Annotated in this window: 22 protein-coding genes; 21 read left to right on the forward strand and 1 reads right to left on the reverse strand. The window is 40.7% G+C overall.

What is annotated here, in order from left to right; genetic code table 11:
* Window positions 1-138: 138 nt before the first annotated feature.
* The 5 genes from R7070_RS04870 to R7070_RS04890 all read left to right on the forward strand — a co-directional run bounded on the left by R7070_RS04870 (window position 139) and on the right by R7070_RS04890 (window position 2,965).
* Window positions 139-648, forward strand: coding sequence for a DUF4303 domain-containing protein (locus R7070_RS04870; protein ID WP_017634602.1), 510 nt, complete (start codon window positions 139-141; stop codon window positions 646-648).
* A gap of 142 nt (window positions 649-790) precedes the next feature.
* Window positions 791-1,204, forward strand: a complete 414-nt coding sequence (locus tag R7070_RS04875) for a hypothetical protein (protein WP_008081713.1) — start codon at window positions 791-793, stop codon at window positions 1,202-1,204.
* A 135-nt stretch (window positions 1,205-1,339) separates the two neighbouring features.
* A complete protein-coding gene (locus R7070_RS04880) occupies window positions 1,340-1,693 on the forward strand; it encodes a VOC family protein (protein WP_025768999.1) in 354 nt (117 codons plus the stop codon).
* 140 nt (window positions 1,694-1,833) lie between these two features.
* A complete protein-coding gene (locus R7070_RS04885) occupies window positions 1,834-2,259 on the forward strand; it encodes a hypothetical protein (protein WP_074190742.1) in 426 nt (141 codons plus the stop codon).
* 238 nt (window positions 2,260-2,497) lie between these two features.
* Window positions 2,498-2,965, forward strand: coding sequence for a helix-turn-helix domain-containing protein (locus R7070_RS04890; protein WP_256900133.1), 468 nt, complete (start codon window positions 2,498-2,500; stop codon window positions 2,963-2,965).
* A gap of 139 nt (window positions 2,966-3,104) precedes the next feature.
* On the opposite strand, the gene R7070_RS04895 is transcribed toward R7070_RS04890, so the two are convergent.
* Window positions 3,105-4,259, reverse strand: coding sequence for a hypothetical protein (locus R7070_RS04895; protein ID WP_318141155.1), 1,155 nt, complete (start codon window positions 4,257-4,259; stop codon window positions 3,105-3,107).
* 201 nt (window positions 4,260-4,460) lie between these two features.
* On the opposite strand from R7070_RS04895, the gene R7070_RS04900 reads away from it, so the two are divergent.
* The 16 genes from R7070_RS04900 to R7070_RS05000 all read left to right on the forward strand — a co-directional run bounded on the left by R7070_RS04900 (window position 4,461) and on the right by R7070_RS05000 (window position 20,513).
* The gene (locus R7070_RS04900) at window positions 4,461-4,949 is read left to right on the forward strand and encodes a DUF523 domain-containing protein (RefSeq protein ID WP_256900135.1); all 489 of its coding nucleotides are present in this window, start codon (window positions 4,461-4,463) and stop codon (window positions 4,947-4,949) included.
* Window positions 4,950-5,569: 620 nt separating this feature from the next.
* Entirely contained in the window at window positions 5,570-6,025 is a 456-nt protein-coding gene (locus R7070_RS04910) for a GNAT family N-acetyltransferase (protein WP_021822375.1), read from the forward strand.
* 135 nt (window positions 6,026-6,160) lie between these two features.
* Window positions 6,161-6,637, forward strand: coding sequence for a DUF2059 domain-containing protein (locus R7070_RS04915; protein ID WP_054579701.1), 477 nt, complete (start codon window positions 6,161-6,163; stop codon window positions 6,635-6,637).
* A gap of 119 nt (window positions 6,638-6,756) precedes the next feature.
* A complete protein-coding gene (locus tag R7070_RS04920; RefSeq protein WP_213965708.1) occupies window positions 6,757-7,158 on the forward strand; it encodes a DUF2007 domain-containing protein in 402 nt (133 codons plus the stop codon).
* 187 nt (window positions 7,159-7,345) lie between these two features.
* Window positions 7,346-7,810, forward strand: coding sequence for a hypothetical protein (locus R7070_RS04925; RefSeq protein ID WP_256900136.1), 465 nt, complete (start codon window positions 7,346-7,348; stop codon window positions 7,808-7,810).
* 3 nt (window positions 7,811-7,813) lie between these two features.
* Window positions 7,814-8,476 carry a hypothetical protein gene (locus R7070_RS04930; RefSeq protein WP_256900137.1) on the forward strand — a complete coding sequence of 221 codons (663 nt, stop codon included), beginning with the start codon at window positions 7,814-7,816 and terminating at the stop codon, window positions 8,474-8,476.
* A 157-nt stretch (window positions 8,477-8,633) separates the two neighbouring features.
* Window positions 8,634-8,918, forward strand: coding sequence for a MazG nucleotide pyrophosphohydrolase domain-containing protein (locus R7070_RS04935; RefSeq protein WP_017449629.1), 285 nt, complete (start codon window positions 8,634-8,636; stop codon window positions 8,916-8,918).
* Window positions 8,919-9,159: 241 nt separating this feature from the next.
* Window positions 9,160-9,492, forward strand: coding sequence for a hypothetical protein (locus R7070_RS04940; protein ID WP_256900139.1), 333 nt, complete (start codon window positions 9,160-9,162; stop codon window positions 9,490-9,492).
* 230 nt (window positions 9,493-9,722) lie between these two features.
* Window positions 9,723-9,935 carry a hypothetical protein gene (locus R7070_RS04945; protein ID WP_045628752.1) on the forward strand — a complete coding sequence of 71 codons (213 nt, stop codon included), beginning with the start codon at window positions 9,723-9,725 and terminating at the stop codon, window positions 9,933-9,935.
* Window positions 9,936-10,092: 157 nt separating this feature from the next.
* Entirely contained in the window at window positions 10,093-10,500 is a 408-nt protein-coding gene (locus tag R7070_RS04950) for a hypothetical protein (RefSeq protein WP_001900222.1), read from the forward strand.
* A 697-nt stretch (window positions 10,501-11,197) separates the two neighbouring features.
* Window positions 11,198-12,157, forward strand: a complete 960-nt coding sequence (locus R7070_RS04965; RefSeq protein ID WP_042524270.1) for a phosphotransferase — start codon at window positions 11,198-11,200, stop codon at window positions 12,155-12,157.
* Window positions 12,158-12,791: 634 nt separating this feature from the next.
* Window positions 12,792-13,199: a hypothetical protein gene (locus R7070_RS04970; protein ID WP_031781085.1), complete on the forward strand. Its 408-nt coding sequence runs from the start codon at window positions 12,792-12,794 to the stop codon at window positions 13,197-13,199.
* 695 nt (window positions 13,200-13,894) lie between these two features.
* Window positions 13,895-14,407 carry a hypothetical protein gene (locus R7070_RS04980; protein WP_033008070.1) on the forward strand — a complete coding sequence of 171 codons (513 nt, stop codon included), beginning with the start codon at window positions 13,895-13,897 and terminating at the stop codon, window positions 14,405-14,407.
* A 1,245-nt stretch (window positions 14,408-15,652) separates the two neighbouring features.
* Window positions 15,653-16,294 (forward strand): hypothetical protein, encoded by a 642-nt coding sequence (locus tag R7070_RS04985; RefSeq protein WP_256900141.1) that lies wholly within the window; start codon window positions 15,653-15,655, stop codon window positions 16,292-16,294.
* A gap of 1,496 nt (window positions 16,295-17,790) precedes the next feature.
* A complete protein-coding gene (locus tag R7070_RS04995; protein WP_047102731.1) occupies window positions 17,791-18,762 on the forward strand; it encodes a phosphotransferase in 972 nt (323 codons plus the stop codon).
* 686 nt (window positions 18,763-19,448) lie between these two features.
* Window positions 19,449-20,513, forward strand: coding sequence for a hypothetical protein (locus R7070_RS05000; RefSeq protein WP_054575062.1), 1,065 nt, complete (start codon window positions 19,449-19,451; stop codon window positions 20,511-20,513).
* Window positions 20,514-20,548 lie beyond the last annotated feature (35 nt).

The following is a 20,548-nucleotide window of genomic DNA, read 5'->3' on the forward strand; positions in this document are numbered from 1 at the left end:
ACATAACAAACTGTTCAAGAGGGATTCGCAACGCGTGGCATTCTTACTATGCGTTGATTTTAGTGTTTAAGGCGGTATGCGGCGACTTCAGTATTGCGTTGCTCACCCCTTAACAGGGCGTTATACATTTGGAGCAATATGAAACTTATACAACTAGAAAATATGCTCTACAAGGCGACCAAATCAATAATAGTAAGGTTGTCGTCTGAGTTTAAGCAGCATCACTTCTATTACGTAGCTTTGGTCACAACTGGAGAGGGGCATCGACCTATATTTTCGGCTTGGTCTGACGAGCTGTTGCAAACCGAAGCTTCATCCTCTGAAGACCAAGAAGAAATAAAATGGTCATATGCAGACTCACCGTTGTTTGGTTTCTGCGATGAATACTTCTCAGATGTTGAACTACTTTTGGACAATGTGAGTGCTGAATGTGGTTTTAGTGAAGAGACTACGGCAGTTCTTTTATCTGCGATGGAGTCGACTCTTAAGCGCTTGGATATTGAAGGTTACTTAGATAGCTTAAATTGTCGAAATAAACTTTATATCAACGCAGAAATCATGCCGCCAGACGAGACAAACGTTGAACGAGCATATAGGTTAAATCCGCGTGAGTCCTTAGATAGTTGGCTTCGAGAGGCGGCGGAATAAATGTATAACAAATTGTTCAAGAGTGATTCGGCACGCGTGGCATTTTTACTATGCGTTGGTTTTAGTGGTTAAGGTGTTATGCGGGAGCTTCGGTATTGCGCGCCTCACACCTTAACAAGGCGTTATGCGTTTCAGAGGTAATATGGAATATCTTCACTTAAAAAAAGATGCTTCACATATTCCCGCACTTCAGGTTGGGAAGTTTCGCTGCATAATTGTGGCTGAGGAAGCAGTAGCTGAAAGTTGGCAATCGAAATTGAGTTCTTGGCTAGTCGAGGGTGGTTGCTTATATGCTTTAGCTTGGGGTGTTAATGCCAGTTCTTGGGATACATCTATAGATATAGCTAATATCACTTACGTCGGAGATAGCGATTTGAATGATGCAAATTTGGTTGTAACAACTTGGCACGATGATGAGCCGCTGTCAGAAGTCTTTTGGTTTGCAAAACATTTAGCATTACATCCTTACTATGAACTTAGAGATACTGTAGTTGTTCATATCTCTAGCGGTGAGCCTCGCAAACAAGAGTTCGTCGAACTTTTAAAAAACGCATAACAAATTGTTCAAGAGTGATTCGCAACGCGTGGCATTTTTACTATGCGTTGTGTTTTGTGTTTAAGGTGGCATGCGGAAGCTTCGGTATTGCGTTGCTCACACCTTAACAAGGCGTTATGTGGCAGGAGAGAAATTATGATTCCATCAGCAGTTCTTGTTCATGTTCCAGATGTGGAAAAAGGGCTTCAATGGTATAAGAAAGCCTTTCCTGAAGCAGTTCCAATTTATCACTCTGACGTCGATTTTACTGTACTAGATTTAAATGGGTTTTCCTTAGAAATTGTCCAAGCAGATGAAAAGGTTGGTTCGGGTAAAAATGGTACTGTTATCTATTGGTCTGTCGACAGCTTATCTGCTGCTTTAGCTCACTTCGAAGCTCTCGGAGCGTATCTTTATCGTGGTCCAATGGAAATCGAAAGTGGGCTTTTCATGTGCCAAGTAGAAGACCCATTCGGTAACTTAATTGGTCTTCGAGGCAAAGCCACATAACAAAGCGTTCAAGAGGGACAGTCAACGCATGGCGAGTTTGGCTCAAATCTTGGTATTTGTGTTTATAGTGGTAAATTGAAGTTTGGTGGTAGCGCGTTGCTGCCCCTTAACGCGGCGTTAGCTTTCTTTGGGAGAATAAAGTGAGTCAATATTTGATCGAACCAGAAGTTCCTGGGAGCTTGGGTGAAAATACTTTGGCAAATTTCGATTTGCATCCACCGATAATAGAAAAGCTGCATTTTCAGTTTGATGGGTGGTTAGGTGATGATTTATTGACTTCATTTCCATGCTTTTTAGTCACTGAACGTTTAGCAACGGCCTTAAGTTCATCGCAGTTGTCAGGATACAATCTGGAAGTGGCTGAAATATCTATTTCTGACGTATTTGAAGAATTGTATCCAGAGTGTACTTTACCTCGTTTTTCGTGGCTCCAAGTATCCGGAACCATCGGTAAAGACGATTTTAGCGTAACAAATGATGGGCTACTCTTAGTTTCTGGAAGGGCGATGGTGTTGTTACAAAGATATCAACTAGAAAATGCTGACATCGTAGCGTACAAAAGCTAACAAAGCATTTAAGAGTGATTCCCAACGCTTGGCATTTTTCATTCCATCGTTAGGTTTCGTGTTTAAGGTGGTATGGTCAAGTTTTGTGAAAGCGTTGCTCACACCTTAATGCGGCGTTATGTGCTTCTGTAACTTATTGAAATATTTAGATTGTCATATGCGTGTCGCGTTCGTGACGTTGTTTCTTTGATAGGATGTTGTTAGTTTCTAAGTCGGTACAGCAGAAAGGATTTTCGTAATGGTTGTAAGAAAACTCAGACTAAAACACGGTTGGTCCCAAGAGCAATTGGCTGACTTAAGTGGCTTGAGCATTCGTACTATTCAGAGAATAGAGCGAGGTCATAAGCCTGGTCTAGAGTCATTAAAATGTTTAGCTGCTGTCTTTGAAACAAATGTCTCAGAACTTCAGCAGGAGCAGGAAATGACAAATGAAGTAAGAATCACCGACGAAGAGCAAACAGTTATTGACCAAGTAAGGGCAATCAAAGGTTTTTACTCGCACCTAATGACATACGTGTTGGTCATCGGTTTACTATTCGCAATAAACTTATTAACCGACTCAAGCTATATTTGGGCTTGGTGGCCAGCAATGGGTTGGGGAATAGGAATTATAAACCATGGTCTAAATGCCTTTGAAGTATTTAATTTGTTTGGTGCAAAATGGGAAAGGCGTCAGATTGAAAAGCGTTTAGATCGCAAGTTGTAAAAACGCACATAACAAAGCGTTCAAGGCGGATTCACAACGCTTGGCACTTTCAGTTCGAATCGGCTTTTGTGTTTATGGCACAATGGTTTAGGTTGGGTGGTAGCGTTGCTCACCACTTAACGCGGCGTTAGCAAGCAAATTAATCATGAGCCTTTCGAGCTCTTTGTTCTTTGTGTATGTTGTTCAACATGTTTGGCATAAAGCGCTCTGAAAACCCTGATAAGAAAGAAAAAATAAAAAGTGCATGATTATTGGTGTTAAATGTAGCTAAAGCCAGCTCAGATTTTGCCAATAGTACGCATACGACTCCAAATACTAGGCTAATCGATAACCGAGAAAATGACTCAAGTCCAACTGTTACTGGGTGCATATTAGTGGTTACTTCTATCGAGTTGTGGCGCTGTATTATAGAAACAAAGCTACCCAATAAAGCAAAAAGCATTGAAAGTACGTAAATACTGTCTTTAAAACTATTATTCAGAGCATAGAGTATTGACGCCCCAAAAAATAGTGTGAAAAGGATAACTGAACTCATAAATTGAAGCCTTAATCTCGCAGTAAATTGAGAGTGCAAGCTGCGTTCAACATCATGAAAAATAGTGTCAGAAGACACTTGCTGCTTCATAAATGCTAGCTTTAATGCGTGGCACAACGCAATCGCTATTCTATCTAGGGCTAATTGCAAATCAGTGTTCTTCAGGTGTTTATTAGCTAATGATTCCAATTTCTTAGCTCTATACTGACAGTCAGCTAGCTCTACAGATACGGCATTATTAAAATCACCAATAAAATATTTTGTCCGAATTATTCCATCTTTATCTAAAAAAACACTGTAGTTACTATTTGTTGCATATATTATTTTTACAAAATCATCAGATTTTATTAATTCTGAATCTAGTGTTGCGAATATCGAGTCTATAGTCTTATGGTCTTGCTCTAAATTATTCATACATGAAGAAAACACTTGATTTAAAGAATTATAATTCTGCACTTTCCCATGAAATGTTTTCAAGGTATTAACTTTGTTGCAATATTCGGCGTACTTTTGGACTACATACTTGTAATTGGGTGATGTTTTTTCAGTTATTTTATATGATGCTTGAAGGTCATTTTCTTGTTTATAAATTATAAATTCGTCGATTTTTTTAGCATAGATAACACTCAATACTCTGCCATTTATTTCTTGACCTAACTCCCATGTATTGAAATGCTGTTCTTGCTGTTCTTGCTGTTCTTGCTGTTCTTGCTGTTCTTGCTGTTCTTGCTGTTCTTGCTGTTCTTGCTGTTCTTGCATGATTAAGGACCGAATTAATAAACAGCGGTATTCTACGCTAGTTAAGCATGCTAACAAAGCATTTAAGAGTGATTCTCAACGCTTGGCATTTTTCATTCCGCCATTGAGTGCAGTGTTTACGGTAGTAAGGTTAAATTTCGTGGTCGCGTTGTTCACACCTTAATGCGGCGTTAGCTATTTCTCGTATATAAAGGAGTTCCAGTGGTAAAAGTTCTCGTTAGTTCATGTTTGGTTGGAAACAACGTTAGATACAATGCGAGCTGTTTATCAATCCCAGAGCCTGAGTTGCTCTGGCTAAAGTCATACACAGAACTAGTGATTTTTTGCCCCGAAGTATCAGCAGGTTTACCTATTCCTAGAGCACCAGCTGAAATTATTACTGGTAAAGGTGTTGATGTGCTGGATGGTTTGGCAAACGTTGTTGGAAATGATGGCATCGATGTTACGGAACAATTTGTAAGTGGGGCAGAAAAGGCTTTGGAACTTTGCAAAAACCAGCAAATAAAGTACGCGATTCTTGCAGAAGGCAGTCCTTCCTGTGGCAGTTCAAAAATTTATGATGGCACATTCAACGGGATTAAAATCGATGGTTCAGGGGTAGCCACTGCATTGTTAGAGCGCAATGGTATTAAAGTCTACAGTCAATATACGATAGCTAAACTCCGAGAGGCGTTGGAAAAACATAGCTAACAAACTGTTTAAGAGTGATTCGCAACGCGTGGCATTTTCACTATGCGTTGTTTTAAGTGATTAAGGTGGTATGCGGCAGCATCGGTATTGCGTTGCTCACACCTTAACAGGGCGTTAGTTGCCAACGAGGAAAAATGTATCTAAAGCAGAATGTTTAGGGCTGATGTCCGCGCGTTTTTGGCTAGGTTTTCGTATTTCAATTTTTAGTTATTTGGATTTGTGAAAATCGTGCTTTGGTTCCTTGTGCGGTTTGGGGTTTCTGTTTCAGACGCTAATTAGCTTGTTGAAAGTCAGCTTTGTGGCATTGTTTCTCCAAAAGGTCTTCTTGGTGTTGTCAGTTCGTTTTCTACGGCGTTGCGGGTTCCAAGTGGTTTCAGTGGCAGTCGCTTTGAAACTGCGCCTGATTTGAGTTTTACAAAATACGTAAAGGTCGTGTTGGCAAAGCGGTAATAAACCTCAAATCAAAGCCTTGGGTCTGGCAACTAACAAACTGTTCAAGAGGGATTCGCAACGCGTGGCATTTTCACTATGCGTTGGTTTTAGTGTTTAAGGTGGTTTGCGGCGGCTTTGGTATTGCGTTGCTCACCCCTTAACAGGGCGTTATGCCTAAGGTGAAATTGATGATCAAGCAGCTTGATGCAAATGAAAAATCTGTGGTTGAACTGTCAGAGCGTTGCTTCGACGAACTTCGTCAAGTTTACAGGCCAACTGAGCTCGCAGTTAGCAATAAAAACAGTGCCAAAAGTGAGTGGAGTTGTTTTGGCTTCCGTGTTGATGAGGTTTTAGTTGGAGTAGTTGAAGCTAAACAGGTTGGCTCAGAATTACAGCTTAGCTCGTTAGCAGTTGCACCAAGTTTTCGCCAAAAAGGTGTAGCTAGAAAGCTCGTCGATTTCGTTGTTACACAGTTTAAGCGTATTAACTCAGTCTCGGTTTGGTGTGTTGAGCAAACAGGTAATGTCGCTGTTTTTAAGGCACTAGGCTTTAATGTGGTTCAACGTTTTGATTCAGACTTTTTCATACTCTCCGACGGTTCAAAAGCGGTAGAAGTTCAGTTAAAACAAAAAGTAACGGCATAACAAAGCGTTTAAGAGGGACTTGGCACGCGTGGCATTTTCAATTTGCGTTGGGTTTAGTGGCTAAGGTGTTATGCGGTCACTTTTGTATTGCGTGCCGGCGCCCCTTAACGCGGCGTTAAGTGTAATGAGGGAGTTATGAAAAAAATCTTATTTCTATTATTGGTAATTTCAACATCTGTATTTGCGGAATCAAGCCCAAAAGAGCTGTCGTTGAGGCTGTACGATTTGATGGAAGTCGATGCATCGGTGAAGCAGATGTCTGATTCAATGCGAAATATGCTAGAGAAGCAGGTCGAAGCTAACAAGAACATCCCTGATAGCAAAAAAGATGATGCTCAAATAATATTTAATGACATCATTAATCTTCAAATGAGCATTTATTCTGACCCAAAAATTAAAGATCATATTGCTAGTGCTTATCAAGAAATGTATTCAGATGAAGAGCTAAAAGGGTTAGTAGAATTTTTTGAATCACCTGCTGGGCAAGCTTTTGCGACCAAAGGAAGCCAGATATCACATCATTTGCAAAGCTTTATCCTTTCTAAGTTACAAGAAATTCAGCCTAGCTTGAAAGCTAAGGAGCAAGAACTACATAAGTTACTTGCGGAGTGAAAATTACACTTAACAAAGCATTTAAGAGTGATTCGCAACGCTTGGCGGTTTCGCTTCGCTCAAGTATAGCCAAGCGTCGCTCACACCTTAATGCGGCGTTATACCACAAGGAGTAATATGTGATTGTAGTAGCAAGGTTTTCTTTTCCTCATGAAGCTCATATTGCGAAAGCGAGCCTCGATAGTGCGGGAATAGAAAGTCACATTGCTGACGAGCACACGGTGAATACCCAGTGGCTTTATTCAAACGCCATGGGCGGTGTTCGTCTGATGGTGACCGAGAGTGATGCAGAGGAAGCGAAACAAATACTCAGTAGTGACTTCTCAGAATTACTGGAAAAAGAAGTTGCCGTTGATGAAGCAAAAGATGTTTGCCCTAACTGTAGTAGCACAGAGCTATATGCATTTACAAAAGGTAAGCGTCCAGCTTTCTTAGTATTTATTTTACTGGGTTTTCCACTGTTCTTTTACAAGCATGGTTACAAGTGTAAGCAGTGTGGGGAGTTCAGTGAAAAGCTTTGAGTAGTGGTATAACAAAGCGTTCAAGAGGGATTCTCAACGCTTGGCGGTTTTGGTTCAATGTTTGGCTTTTGTGTTTAAGGCACAATTACTTAGGTTGGGTGGTTTGCGTTGTTCACCCCTTAACGCGGCGTTATGTTTATTTTTAACTTTGGTACAAAAAAGTAATGATCTTTAAAGGAATTTGTAAATGAGAAATGAGTTTAACAATGTATATGAACATATAATTGAATCTTATGAAGATGCGAGAGATTCAACTCCCTTTCAAAAAAAAATATACATTGAGACCAAGAAAAATATATCTGCTACCGTTCACGGCTTGGTTAACCACTATAGAAGATTGGGATATGAGCTTAGACCTGATGCTGTTCATTTTTTGATTATTAACTTACATCAACTGGTGGCGCTTCCCTTAGCTCTTGAAAGTCAAGTTGATAAAAAGATTGTGCAAAAGTTACATATAGATACAGAGTCAATACTTAATGAGGCTATAAAAATATCGAAAGAGAAAAATCAGTTGAGGAAAATTCCCAATACGAACGATTCTAGTCATCCAGACTATAAACTTATGCTAACTGGAGGAGATGTTATCAAAGCTGTTGGAAAAGTTTACGACAAACTCAACTTGAGTCAAATTCAGCTTTGGGGGGGCTAGTATATGGCACTGAATGATGACACCAGAGCGGCGTCTGCGTTAATGACCAACTTAAGTGGTTTTATTATTACGGCTAATTTGTCAATGTTGGCGGTTCAAGGTGCATCGTACGCTTTTGTGGCTACTGAAAGCGGAGAAACAACGTGTGCTTACAATGTTCTCTCTATTTTAGCTTTCTGTTGTTTCGTTATTAGTATTTTCCTTGGTGGAAAGGGAATTACTGAAACTGCTTCTGCTTTGGCTAAAAGTTCATGGACTATTAAAACTGCAACAAGGAAGTTTAATTTTCAGGCAATTGTTAGTTTTTCCGGAGTTATACTGTTTTTAATAGCGTCAATTTTTTTTACAAAGAAGAGCGAAGTGGAAAATTTTGATAAAAGCTACTTGTCTGAATTGTCAACTATTAATTTTAGCCTAAAAGAAATTAATGAAACTATTAAAGCTGCTCCAAGCGCGGCTGTCGAGGGTAAGCTAAGAGCACTTGAACAAAAAGTCGATGATTTGGAGAATAAAGTATTCAATGCCTCACCTGTTACTTTGTGTAAAGTAATAGATGCAAAAATTGATGGTGAGCAACTATTTTGTCCTATTGGATTTATGTTTAGAGGTGCAGAAAAGCACCCAAGTAAGAATGGTACGCTGGATAAAATAATATGCTGTAAATAAACATAACAAACTGTTTAAGAGTGATTCGCAACGCGTGGCATATTTACTATGCGTTGCGTTTGGTGTTGAAGGTGGTTTGCGGAAGCTTTGGTATTGCGTTGCTCACACCTTAACAGGGCGTTATACGCTTTATGAAAAATGATACAAAAAGGATGTTATGAAGTTATCTGAGTTACAAAGTCATATAAAAGAATTCGATTATGCTCCAGAGCAATCTGAACACTATTTTTTGAAACTAATCGAAGAAGTTGGCGAATTATCGGAATCAATTCGCAAAGGTAAACGTGGGCAACCAACGCTAGATGAACTCAAAGGTTCAATCGCAGAAGAGTTATATGACGTCTTGTACTATGTTTGTGCTTTAGCCAATATTCATGATGTAAACCTTGAGAAAACGCATGAACTAAAAGAAGTTTTGAATAAGGTTAAGTACAACCGATAGGACGCGTATAACAAATTGTTCAAGAGGGATTCAGCACGCGTGGCATTTTTACTATGCGTTGGTTTAAGTGATTAAGGTGGTATGCGGTAGCATCGGTGTTGCGTGCTTCACCCCTTAACAAGGCGTTAGGCGATAAAGTTTACTGCAAAGCATCAATATTTTGTGCTAATAGCGTCAGTCTCCTATTCTAAATTGAGGCTCAAATTTTTGAGCTTTGAGTACACCACAAGAGGAGAGAGCAATGACAGTTTCCCAAAAGGAACTCAATACTTTAAAAAGTATGAGCAACGTGATGACATTACATGAAAGGGGGCACTCGCCTGCGTATATACTCGAAACAATCCAAGTCGCATGTAAACGTCAAAAAAGGGAGTGCACTCTGAGTGAGATGGACGTGCTTAGTCTCACTAAGTTTGGAGATTTGAATCAAACTCATCCATGTCTTCCAAACGGAGATATGGAAGTAATTAATAATGCTCATAATAATATTGCAGCTAATCAACCTAAACTACCTACTAATCCGTCTTCAGAACCTGACGCAGGCATTGGAGATGACATGCTTCCTGATTATTAGTATCTCAAGGGAGAACTAGTTCTCCCTTCCACATAATTCTTGATAATTTCTCGCCTAACAAATTGTTCAAGAGTGATTCGGCACGCGTGGCATTTTTACTATGCGTTGATTTTAGTGGTTAAGGTATTATGCGGAGGCTTCGGTATTGCGTGCCTCACACCTTAACAAGGCGTTAGTAGCTAAATCTCAATACAAGACACAAATTCAAACAATAACGAAAGGAAAACAATATGGTTGAAGCAGAAACTCTTATGAGACAAGCAGGTGACACTGCGGAAATTTGGCTTAAGCAAGCTATAGATGCAACAGAGCATCTTCCAGTATCAGAAGACGCCCGAGCTACAATAATTGCAGCGTTTATCCAAGCTGCAGCACAGGATCAGCATACCATGACCGTAAGAGCACTAGCTGAAAATGGTCTGCTAAACAAAGTGGAAAGTTAGTTTCAGCATCGCTACTAACAAGCAATTTAAGAGGGATTCACAACGCTTGGCATTTTTGCTTCTACTTCAAATTTAGTGCTTATGGCACAATGCTTTAGGTTTGGGTGTAGGCGTTGTTCACCCCTTAATTGGGCGTTATGTAGCAAGGAGATTCGGTGTGCTTAACTTTTTGAATAAAAAGTCTTATGTTCAGTCAGTCGCTAAAGATGTAGCTCCTAAACTGTGTGCTAAGTTTGGGAAAAAGCTCGTCTATTCGTTTCAGGAAATTAGTTGGGCATTGAGTGAGATTAAGCGCAGTGATGACCAGTTCTATAAGTCAGTTTCTTATGGCATGTTGTTGCCTTACAGCAAAGAGTTGGCTATCGAGTTACAAGAAGACTTAGGCGACTTGTTAGAGTTCCAAAAGTCTGTTGGAGAGATCTTATTTAACGTGTCGGAAGTTCCTTCTTTTGAAAGCTACCTGTTATATGCAGAGGTAAATTCAGCACCTAAATGTAGTGTTACGAACACGACTTTAGATAGTTCCGGTGGAGTAAACTTTCTTGATTTTGGTGGCGCTGACTAGCTACATAACAAGGCGTTCAAGAGGGATTCATGCCGCGTGGCATTCTTGGTATGCGGCGAGTTTTGGTGGTGAAAGTGGTCTGCGGAAGGTTTGTTTAGGCGGCATTCACCCCTTAACGCAGCGTTAGCACTGGGTTGACATCAAAGGCTAAAAGTTTCTGTTTTTATTGGTTTCTTTTCCTCGCTTTGCACCTAAGCAAATGTGCCTTTCAGGTTCGCTCCGGTGGCACTATATGAGTTGTTTTCGCTTTGAGTTTGTCGTTTACGGTTTCTAACTTTCGGGCTATTTCACTGGCGCGGTTTCTTTGATGCGGTTGATTTCCTGCCTTAAATTTGGCTATTTGTCGTGGTTGTTGAAGTCCGATGATCGAATCCTTTGCAAATTTTATTACTGCGAAATAGGGTAGTTTCGCATGTTTTTCTTCAAGCCAACTTACGTCTTGAAGTTTGTTTTTAGTTTGGCAGCTGTCCGTTTCGTTTTGGTGTTTTAAGCCATAAATTTCGTGCTATATTTCAATGTCTTGGCGTGTGTCAAAGGCTTAAAGGGCAGCGTGCTAACAAACAGTTCAAGTGGGATTCAGCACGCGTGGCATTTTTGGTATGCGTTGATTTTGGTGTTGAAGTACCATGCGGTAACATTGGTATTGCGTGCTTCACCCCTTAACTGGGCGTTATGTACCTAAGGGGTAACTGGAATTATGAGTGATTTTGTTCGTAAGGTTGGTGAAAACTGGAGTCAGATTGGTGCTGGCGCTAGTATAAAACGTCAATCAGCTGGTGCGACGAATCATGTTTTTCGTATCCAATCCTCAGAGACTTATTATCTTAGAAAATATAGTGTTCGCAATGTTGCTAAGATCAAGTTAGAACATGAGCTGCTGAGAAAGTTATCGCAAAATTTGAATACTATAATTGCCCCTGTTTTGACGCGCGATCACCACTCCTTTTGTAAAATAGGTGATGAGTTTTATGCTCTATTTCCTGAAGCAAAAGGAACGTTAATCGAAAAAAGTGCTCTGTCTGAGTTTCATGCTTTTCAGTTGGGAAAAGCCCTTGCTGACCTGCATGTTCAACTCGCTTCCGAGGTTGGAAACGACTTTCCAACAATTGAGCTTTCTTGGGATAAAAGTGCTTGGGTCGATAGACTACAAAAAATAGTCGCTGCTATTGAAACAAATAGTGAATTTGATATGAATAACTCGGTGCTACGAAGAGTAAAACAACAGCGTGATTATCTAGCTAGCTCAGAAGCTACGCACTCATATACCCCGTTAACAAGCAGGCAATTAATCCACGGCGACTTTCATCATTTCAATGTCTTTTTTGATTCTAATTGCACAGTAAGCGATGTGATCGACTGGGATTTAGTGCAAAACATGCCTCCTGGTTATGAGTTGGCGAGAGCATGCATGTATATGTTCGATTTGGAGCTTCATAGGTCATTAGCTTTATTAAAAGGCTATCTGTCTGTCAAGCCTCTATCCCGATTAGAGCTTAACGATGGAGCAAAGGCGTGGGCTGTTTACGCCGACCACCATGTGTGGGCTTTGGAGGAAGTATTTTTAAAAAATAATACAGCGGCACAGAAGTTCATACCTCAAAGGGACTTTATCCCTTTTATGGAGCAGTGGTTCCAAATTGAAAGTGCCTTGTTTTGAGGCGGTACATAACAATCTGTTTAAGAGTGATTCGCAACGCGTGGCATTTTTTACTATGCGTTGGTTTTAGTGTTTAAGGTGGTATGCGGTAGCATCGGTATTACGTTGCTCACACCTTAACAGGGCGTTAGTTGCCAACGAGGCAAAGCGTACTTAAAGCAGAATGTTTAGGGCTAATGTCCGTGTGTTTTCGGCTCGGTTTCGTATTTCAAATTTTAGCTTTAGGAGTTTGTGAGAATCGAGCTTCGGTTGTTTTTTCGGTTTGGGCTTATTGTTTCAGAACCCGATTTATTCGCTGAAAGTTTGCTCGGCTACACTGTCTTTTCAAAAGGTTTTCTTGGTGTTGTCAGTTCGCTTTTCTACGGCGTTGTATGTTCCAAGTGGTTTCAGCAACAAGCGCTTTGAAACTGCACCTGATTTAAGTTTTTCAAAACACGTAAACCTCGTGTTGGCAAAGCGGCAATTAACTTCAAATCAAAGCGTTAGGCTTGCCAACTAACAAAGCATTCAAGAGGGATTCACAACGCTCGGCAGTTTTGGTTTGAATTGGCTTTAGTGTTTACGGCACAATGGTTTAGTTTGGGTGGAATGCGTTGTTCACCCCTTAATGCGGCGTTAGCTGTTTGAGAAACAAATGAAAATAATCGATAAGCCGTTATTTTGGCTATATGTTAAAACGCGAGACTCAGTCTTTTCATCATTTAAAGGTTTTTCCTCTCTACTCTTAGTCATTGTTATTGCGGCTATAGTGTCAGGTAACAAATCTCCCGAAAACACCTTCATGTCTTACATGTTGTATCTGTTGGTGCTTAGTGTACCTACCTCAATGGGTCTTATGCTTTTGAAGCTTAAGTTTCGAAAAGTTGCAGGCTCCATTCCTAGGGCAGAGTTAGCGTACTTTTTACAGAATAATAAAGGTATCGAGCTGGAAAATGCTGCAAAAGGGATATTTTCGCTCTACCTATCATTGATGATTTATCTCTGGTTTTTGATGATGGTTGTTGCAGTTTTGGGACCTTTGATTTTAATGCTAGTGTTGTAGTTCACAGCTAACAATCTGTTCAAGAGGGATTCGCAACGCGTGGCACTTTCACTATGCGTTGGTTTAAGTGATTAAGGTGGTGTGCGGTGGCTTCGATATTGCGTTGCTCACCCCTTAACAGGGCGTTATGTTCTCTTGGCAATGTTAAAGCTGAAGCGAACTTATTGATACGTAAGTTAATGATATTGAGGAGATTAAGTAGTGTGCGTTCAATCCATGAATGGTTTGCGTAATCTCAGGCTTAACACTGGCGATTAATAAAACTGCAGCCATCGGAAGCATTGCAGCAGACTGAGCGTGAATAATGAGTGTTTCCAACTCTATTCCTTTTAGCGACAGTTCATTGAACCAAAGAAGTCGAGCGCATGCCGTGCAAGCGCATCCAATAGAGCTAATGTGAACGATGCTACTTAATCCCATGTTTCCCTTTACCGTGCTACATAAGTTAATTTAATAGGTTTTACCTATCAATTGATTGGGATGATAGCATTTAACTTAAACCAATGTCTATTGGAGTTGTTATTTCAATAGTCTTTACCTATCAAAAACTACGAACATAACAAACTGTTTAAGAGGGATTCGCAACGCGTGGCATTTTCACTATGCGTTGGTTTTAGTGTTTAAGGTGGTATGCGGTGGCATTGGTATTGCGTTGCTCACCCCTTAACAGGGCGTTATGCATATTAGAGAGAATAATGAACTCATATACTAGCGAATGTAAAAGGTTGTCTATCAATGCACGAGCTGCAATTGGTCTGCTTATCTTTGAGCGCTTCTGTGTTCTTCGTGGTTTAGAACTTCATGATAATCAGGAGTTTTTAGAGCACTTATGGGATTGGTTTCTCGTTGATGGTCCAGACGAATTCGAGCCTTGGGAATCTAGACGACCCACTTTAGTAAATTGTGGACTAGGTGACGAATTTCCCGAGGGTTTACTGCTCTCCCTCGCTCAAAACGGTATCGGCGAGAGTCAATTTAGGACTCTTGTCGGTGGGGTAACCGATATTTTATGGGGTAGTTTTTGGGGAGCGGCTGAAAACGAACAATCAATGGTTGCACTTGAAAATGTCATTTCAGCTAGTGGTATAGAGCAACTGCCGGTTTTAACACCCTTCAAGTTTTCATTGTTTTCACAAAACGATGGTTGGGGTGACAAAATCACACCTCAAGATTTGGAGTTTTGGCGCACCTGTGTGAAATATGCATAACAAATTGTTCAAGAGTGATTCGGCACGCGTGGCATTTTTACTATGCGTTAGGTTTAGTGGTTAAGGTGTTATGCGGAAGCTTGGGTATTGCGTGCCTCACACCTTAACAAGGCGTTAGTACGGGTTTTACATCAAAGGTCATAAGTTTTGGTGTTTATCTGTTTTGGTGCTCGTCTTTGCACCTTTCAGGTTGTGCCTCTCACGTTCTTTCCGGTGGCACTATATGCGGAGTGTTTGCTTTGACTTCACCGTTTACGGCTTCTAACTATTAGCCTATTTCTTTGGTGCTTCTTCATTTTCGTGGTGGCTTTTGAGAGAACCTTGATTACTTTTTGTGTGGCTGTTGAAGTGCGAGGAAAGAATCCTTTTCTAATTTGAAGTCAGTAAAAGTAGGGGAGTTCAGTGCGTTTTTCTTCTAGCCAACTCTCGTCTATCAATGGCGGTAAAGTTTTGTAGCTGCCCGTCTCACTTCAGTGTTCAAAGCCTTTCATATCATGCCACTTTTCAATATCTTGGAGCGCATAAATAGAAGTAGCGCATGTACTAACAAATTGCTTAAGAGTGATTCGTAACGCGTGGCATTTTTACTTTGCGGTGGCTTATGATGATTAAGGCGTTGTGCGGTAGCTTTTGTATTGCGTTACTCACACCTTAGCAAGGCGTTAGGCGACGGGCAGGGAAGTTCTTTGTTCTTATCTTCTTAGTTCTATTTGAGTATTCGTTTTTCTAAGTCGGCAATTCAAGATTGTCGGTTCAAATTCTTGAATCTCTCTGGCCGTAAAACATGCCAAGGTTTGCGGGTTGCCTCATTGGTTTTCATAGTCGGTTGGTTGTGAGTTTCACTGGCTCAAAGTGTGGAAAGGGCAAGTTAATCGAGGTTTTCGTTCTCGCTTTAAGTTCGTAGCTTTTCGTTTCGCCTCCTCAAAAGCAGCTTTGTTGCTGAAAGTCTGTATTTCGTGGTTGTCGAAACTTCGGCTGAAATATAGTGGCTTTTATGGTTCTTGAATCACAAAGAGTCAGTGGGTGTTTGGTTGCTTATTTTGTTTCGGGTAATCTGCTTTCAAACAACCTTAAACATTGGTGGGACACTTCGCCTAACAAGGCGTTTAAGACGGATTCACAACGCTTGGTGATTTTAGTTCAAGTCAGCTTAAGTGTTTAAGGTACAATGGTTTAAGTTTGGTGCTTGGCGTTGTTCACCACTTAACGCGGCGTTAGGCTTCTTTCTAGAAAATGGAGGTAACTTTGATAAAGGTATTTATTACGGCTAGTGAAATAGTATTGCTAATCGTTGCTCTAATTATTGGCGCTTTCTGGATAAAGCAACCTGACGCAAACTATGAACCTATTCTTGTGCTTCTGAGCTTTCTTTTACCCATGTTAGAGGTAGCAAGACGCAAAGTGAGCAACAAACAAGTTGATATGGTTCCGCAAACTACATCCTATGCTAGGCGCTATCTTGATCAGCCTCATCAATGTCACTTTATCAATAATCTTCCCAACCTAAAGAAAGCTGTAGAGCAAAGCTCACAAGAGTTATGGGACAGTGGAATTACAGCAAACATGCGGCAAGGTAGTTACGATCTAATCCATTCGTTGCAAGATTACTGGGTTTCTCTTGCTGAATTTTTCCCACCGTTACACTTTGACGGTAAAGAGCCACGCGCTTACATTTCTGATTACACACAAAGTCGGTTCTCGTTTCACAGATCAAACCTAGAACCTGATGGGGCTGGTACTGGAGGCTCCATTGTTCACGTGATGGCAGGCGGTGGTGTTATTCAAGATCTGGAGAATATGATCGAAGAAACAGTCTGCACATTATCTTCAAGCACTGATACGATAGATTTTGAGAATTGGAAAAAGCGATGGCGCGGCAAAGCCTAACAAACTGTTTAAGAGTGATTCGCAACGCGTGGCATTTTTACTATGCGTTGGTTTAAGTGATTAAGGTGATATGCGGCGGCATTGGTATTGCGTTGCTCACACCTTAACAGGGCGTTAGCACTGGGCTGGCATCAGAGATCAAAAGTCTTGGTGTTTATTGGTTTCTTTTCCTAGCTTTACACAGGAGCAAATGTGCCTTTCATGTTCGCTCCGGTGGCACTAGATGTGAAGTTTTCGCTTTGAGTTTATCGTTTACGGTTGCTAACTTTCGGGCTATTTCTCTGGTGTGGTTTCTTTAGTGCTGAGAAATTTTCGGCAAAACAAGCGTTGCTTTGTCGCTGTTGTTCAAGTTCGAAGCCCGTATTCTTTGCTAATTTGAAAGCGGTGAAAAAGGGCAGTTAAGCATGTTTTTCTTCTAGTCAACTTACGTCTTGATGTCTGTTTTTAGTTTGGCAGCTGTCCGTTTGGTTTAGTGTTTTAAGCCATAAGTTTCGTGCTATATTTCAATGTCTTGGCGTGTACCAAAAGCTTAAAGGGCAGCGTGCTAACAAACAGTTCAAGAGGGATTCAGCACGCGTGGCATTTTTGGTATGCGGTGGTTTCGGTGTTGAAGTGCCATGCGGAAGCTTAGGTATTGCGTGCTTCACCCCTTAACTGTTGCCAGTCCGTTTTCTGCGGCGTTGGTTGTTCCAAGTGGTTCCATTAAACAGCCGCTTTGAGACTACGCCTGACTTAAGTGCATCAAAGCACATAAAGTTTGTTGTTCGCAAAGTTTAGTTTGGCTTAAAATTGGCGCTCGGTGCCTCGCGACTAACAAACTGCTCAAGAGGGATTCGCAACGCGTGGCATTTTTACTATGCGTTGAATTTAGCGATTAAGGTGGTTTGCGGCGGCTTTTGTATTGCGTTGCTCACCCCTTAGCAGGGCGTTATGTTTCTTTAGGAGTTAAACGTGGAATTTTTGGAAAGTCGTATAAATAAGCTATTGGGCGAAGCTAGAAAGATTGAAATTGATGTCGCGCATCATCAAATTAGTTGGTCTCAATGGGATCTAAAGCAAACCGGAGTTCGGTCGGTTTCCTTAGCTGAGCTAATGCGAATAATTTCAGTTTGATACTTAAGTTTACTGATGTGAAAGGCGGCACAAAGCCTTCTAATAATATAAGGCATTCGTGATTAGTTCGGCGCACTTACATCGCCGAAGTATGGTGTTGTGAGACGCATTTCAAACTAAAGATAAACGGTAATTTTTTGGTTAAATACATATTTGAGTTAGCTTTGTTAATCATTAATTAGCAAAACGAGCTTTGGCGAAAGTGGCTGAAAGATCAGCGAAAACTGAAAGGTGCTCAGTTAACAAACTGTTCAAGAGGGATTCGCAACGCGTGGCATTTTTACTATGCGTTGGTTTAAGTGTTTAGGGTGGTATGCGGCGGCTTCAGTATTGCGTTGCTGCCCCTTAATGCAGCGTTATGTACCTATGAGGTCAATTGAACTATGAGTGATTTTGTTCGTGAGGTTAGTGAAAACTGGAACCAAATAGATGCTGATGCTAGTTTAAATCGGCAATCAGCTGGCGCGACTAATCATGTCTTTCGAATCCAATCCTCAGAGACTTTTTACCTTAGAAAATATCGTGTTCGCAATGTTGCACAAATCAAGCTTGAGCATGAATTATTACAAAAACTCTCCCAAAATTTGAATACTATAATAGCCCCAGTTTTGACGCGCGATGGCTGCTCCTTTGGCAAAATAGGTGATGGCTTTTACGCTTTATTCCCTGAAGCAAAAGGGGGGCTAATTGGAAAAAGCGAGCTGTCGGAGTTACATGCTTTTCAGTTAGGAAAAGCACTGGCTGAATTGCATGTTCAACTAGCTTCTATGGCTGGAAATAGTTTTCCAACAATCGAGCTCTCATGGGATAAAAGTGCTTGGGTCGATAGGTTACAAAAAATAGTTGCCTGTATTGAAATCAACAGTGCGCTTGATGCAAAAGGTTCGGTGCTACGAAGAGTAAAACAACAGCGTGACTATCTAGCGAGCTCACAAGCCGTACACTCATATACTCCTTTAACAAGCAGGCAATTAATTCACGGCGACTTTCATCATTTTAACGTCTTTTTTGATTTAAACGGTGCTGTAAGTGATGTGATTGATTGGGACCTAGTACAAAATATGCCACCTGGTTATGAGGTGGCTAGAGCCTGTATGTACATGTTTGACATGGATGTTAATAAATCATTGGCCTTGTTAAAAGGGTATCTGTCTATTAAACCTATGACACAACCTGAGCTTAACGATGGAGCAAAGGCATGGGCTGTTTATGCTGACCATCATGTATGGGCTTTGGAAGAGGTGTTCTTAAAAAACAATACCGCTGCACAGAAGTTCATCCCCAAAAGTGACTTTATTCCGTTCATGGTTCAATGGTCCAAAATTGAAAGTGCATTATTTTGCGGCGGTACATAACAAGGCGTTTAAGAGGGATTCTCAACGCTTGGCGGTTTCAGTTCAAAGTTTAGCTTTTGTGTATATAGCACAATAGTTTAAGTTGGGTGGTATAGCGTTGCTCACCCCTTAACGCGGCGTTAGTAAGGGTTTGGCATCAAAGGTCATAAGTTTTGGTGTTTATCTGTTTTGGCGCTCGTTTTTACACCTTTCAGTTAGTGCCTTTCACGTTCTTTCCGGTGGCACTATATGCGGAGTGTTCGCTTTGATTTCACCGTTTACGGCTTCTAACTCTTAGCCAATTTCTTTGGCGCTTCTTCATTTTCGTTGTGGCTTTTGAGAGAACCTGGATTACTTCTGGTGTGGCTGTTGAAGTACGAGGAAAGAATCCTTTTCTAATTTGAAGCCAGTGAAAGTAGGCCTGTTCAGTGCGTTTTTCTTCTAGCCAACTTTCGTTTCTTAACCGAGTTTAAGTTTTGTAGCGGCCCGTCTCACTTCAGTGTTCAAAGCCTTTCATATCATGCTAGTTTTCAATATCTTGGAGCGCATAAATAGAAGTAGCGCATGTACTAACAAATTGCTTAAGAGTGATTCGTAACGCGTGGCATTTTCATTATGCGTTGAGTATAGTGATTAAGGCGTAATACTGGATCTTCGGTATTGCGCTACTCACACCTTAACTCGGCGTTAGGCAAAAAGGAAGACATATGGCTATAGAAATAATTGTTGGTGCTGCTGGTGCATCCCTTACACTTCTTGACCTTGTATTAAGGGCTAAAGGGTCATTAATTGCTCCCAAAAAAGATCCTTTCATAAATTACGATACTAGCTATCTGTTAGGTGTTTACTCGGAAGAAACGCCGATTTCTCATTTTATACCTTACAGTGAACTAATAAGCATGTACCCTGAAGGTAAGAAAATAGAAATTAAAATAAACAATCGAAAGTTCATGCTTCGACCACCAAACCAAGAATGGTCTAAAGTCTCAGACCTTGGGTTCAGTCAACTTATAGAGTCCCAAAGGGTTAGAGATAACGAAGGAGCGATCAGGCTTCATGAAGTTTTAGAGTCAGGTGATAATATAAGCTTCTCACTACAGAAGGCATCATACTTTGACCAATGTAAATCCAATTTAATATTAGATTGGTCATCTCAGGATGATGATGGCATTTCACTAAGGTCCTTACAGCGTGGAATCTATGGAGGGCTCTTACCTAATTTAAATGATAAAACTATGGCTAACACAGTTGGAATTGCAGCTCTCATTTATTACAGAGAGGAAGACGAATATGTCCCCTATATGGTTAAACGTGTAAAGAAAGTAGGAGTCTTTCCTGGTGGTATTCACTGCACTTCGTCCGGGGTTGCAAAGTGGCCCTCAGATTCTGCCGATACTAGCTTTGAAAATTTCTTTACAAAGCATATGTACTCTGAATTAGAGGAAGAAGTTGGTCTGACAAAGAATGATATTTCAGAACTTATTCCCATGGCTGTTTGCAGGGAGTTCGCTAGGGGAGGAAAGCCCCAAGTCTTTTATGCTGGTTTTACTGAGTTATCTAAATCTGAACTAATAGAAAAAAGAATTAAAGCGCAAGCAACAATTGCAGAAATGAAGCTATGGCCAGAAATTGAACAGCAAAGATGGTATCACTCTGAAATCGTATTAGGTACTGATGAATTAATGGGATCTATTAGTAAATACAAAGTTACTTTAGAAGGCGTGGCATCTCTGCATTATGGAATAAAGTATTTGCAGCAGCACAGGATATAAAATGCCTAACAATCTGTTTAAGAGTGATTCTCAAC

It is taken from the genome of Vibrio sp. 1557 (assembly GCF_033340175.1).
Classification (GTDB): domain Bacteria; phylum Pseudomonadota; class Gammaproteobacteria; order Enterobacterales; family Vibrionaceae; genus Vibrio; species Vibrio alginolyticus.

Bases quoted from the DNA above. Each gene is read 5' to 3' on its own strand.
- R7070_RS04965 (WP_042524270.1), top strand. From the start codon at position 11,198: ATGAGTGATTTTGTTCGTAAGGTTGGTGAAAACTGGAGTCAGATTGGT.
- R7070_RS04970 (WP_031781085.1), top strand. From the start codon at position 12,792: ATGAAAATAATCGATAAGCCGTTATTTTGGCTATATGTTAAAACGCGA.
- R7070_RS04875 (WP_008081713.1), top strand. From the start codon at position 791: ATGGAATATCTTCACTTAAAAAAAGATGCTTCACATATTCCCGCACTT.
- R7070_RS04945 (WP_045628752.1), top strand. From the start codon at position 9,723: ATGGTTGAAGCAGAAACTCTTATGAGACAAGCAGGTGACACTGCGGAA.
- R7070_RS04930 (WP_256900137.1), top strand. From the start codon at position 7,814: ATGGCACTGAATGATGACACCAGAGCGGCGTCTGCGTTAATGACCAAC.
- R7070_RS04910 (WP_021822375.1), top strand. From the start codon at position 5,570: ATGATCAAGCAGCTTGATGCAAATGAAAAATCTGTGGTTGAACTGTCA.
- R7070_RS04995 (WP_047102731.1), top strand. From the start codon at position 17,791: ATGAGTGATTTTGTTCGTGAGGTTAGTGAAAACTGGAACCAAATAGAT.
- R7070_RS04880 (WP_025768999.1), top strand. From the start codon at position 1,340: ATGATTCCATCAGCAGTTCTTGTTCATGTTCCAGATGTGGAAAAAGGG.
- R7070_RS04890 (WP_256900133.1), top strand. From the start codon at position 2,498: ATGGTTGTAAGAAAACTCAGACTAAAACACGGTTGGTCCCAAGAGCAA.
- R7070_RS04940 (WP_256900139.1), top strand. From the start codon at position 9,160: ATGACAGTTTCCCAAAAGGAACTCAATACTTTAAAAAGTATGAGCAAC.
- R7070_RS04925 (WP_256900136.1), top strand. From the start codon at position 7,346: ATGAGAAATGAGTTTAACAATGTATATGAACATATAATTGAATCTTAT.
- R7070_RS04935 (WP_017449629.1), top strand. From the start codon at position 8,634: ATGAAGTTATCTGAGTTACAAAGTCATATAAAAGAATTCGATTATGCT.
- R7070_RS04915 (WP_054579701.1), top strand. From the start codon at position 6,161: ATGAAAAAAATCTTATTTCTATTATTGGTAATTTCAACATCTGTATTT.
- R7070_RS04870 (WP_017634602.1), top strand. From the start codon at position 139: ATGAAACTTATACAACTAGAAAATATGCTCTACAAGGCGACCAAATCA.
- R7070_RS05000 (WP_054575062.1), top strand. From the start codon at position 19,449: ATGGCTATAGAAATAATTGTTGGTGCTGCTGGTGCATCCCTTACACTT.
- R7070_RS04980 (WP_033008070.1), top strand. From the start codon at position 13,895: ATGAACTCATATACTAGCGAATGTAAAAGGTTGTCTATCAATGCACGA.
- R7070_RS04895 (WP_318141155.1), bottom strand. From the start codon at position 4,259: ATGCAAGAACAGCAAGAACAGCAAGAACAGCAAGAACAGCAAGAACAG.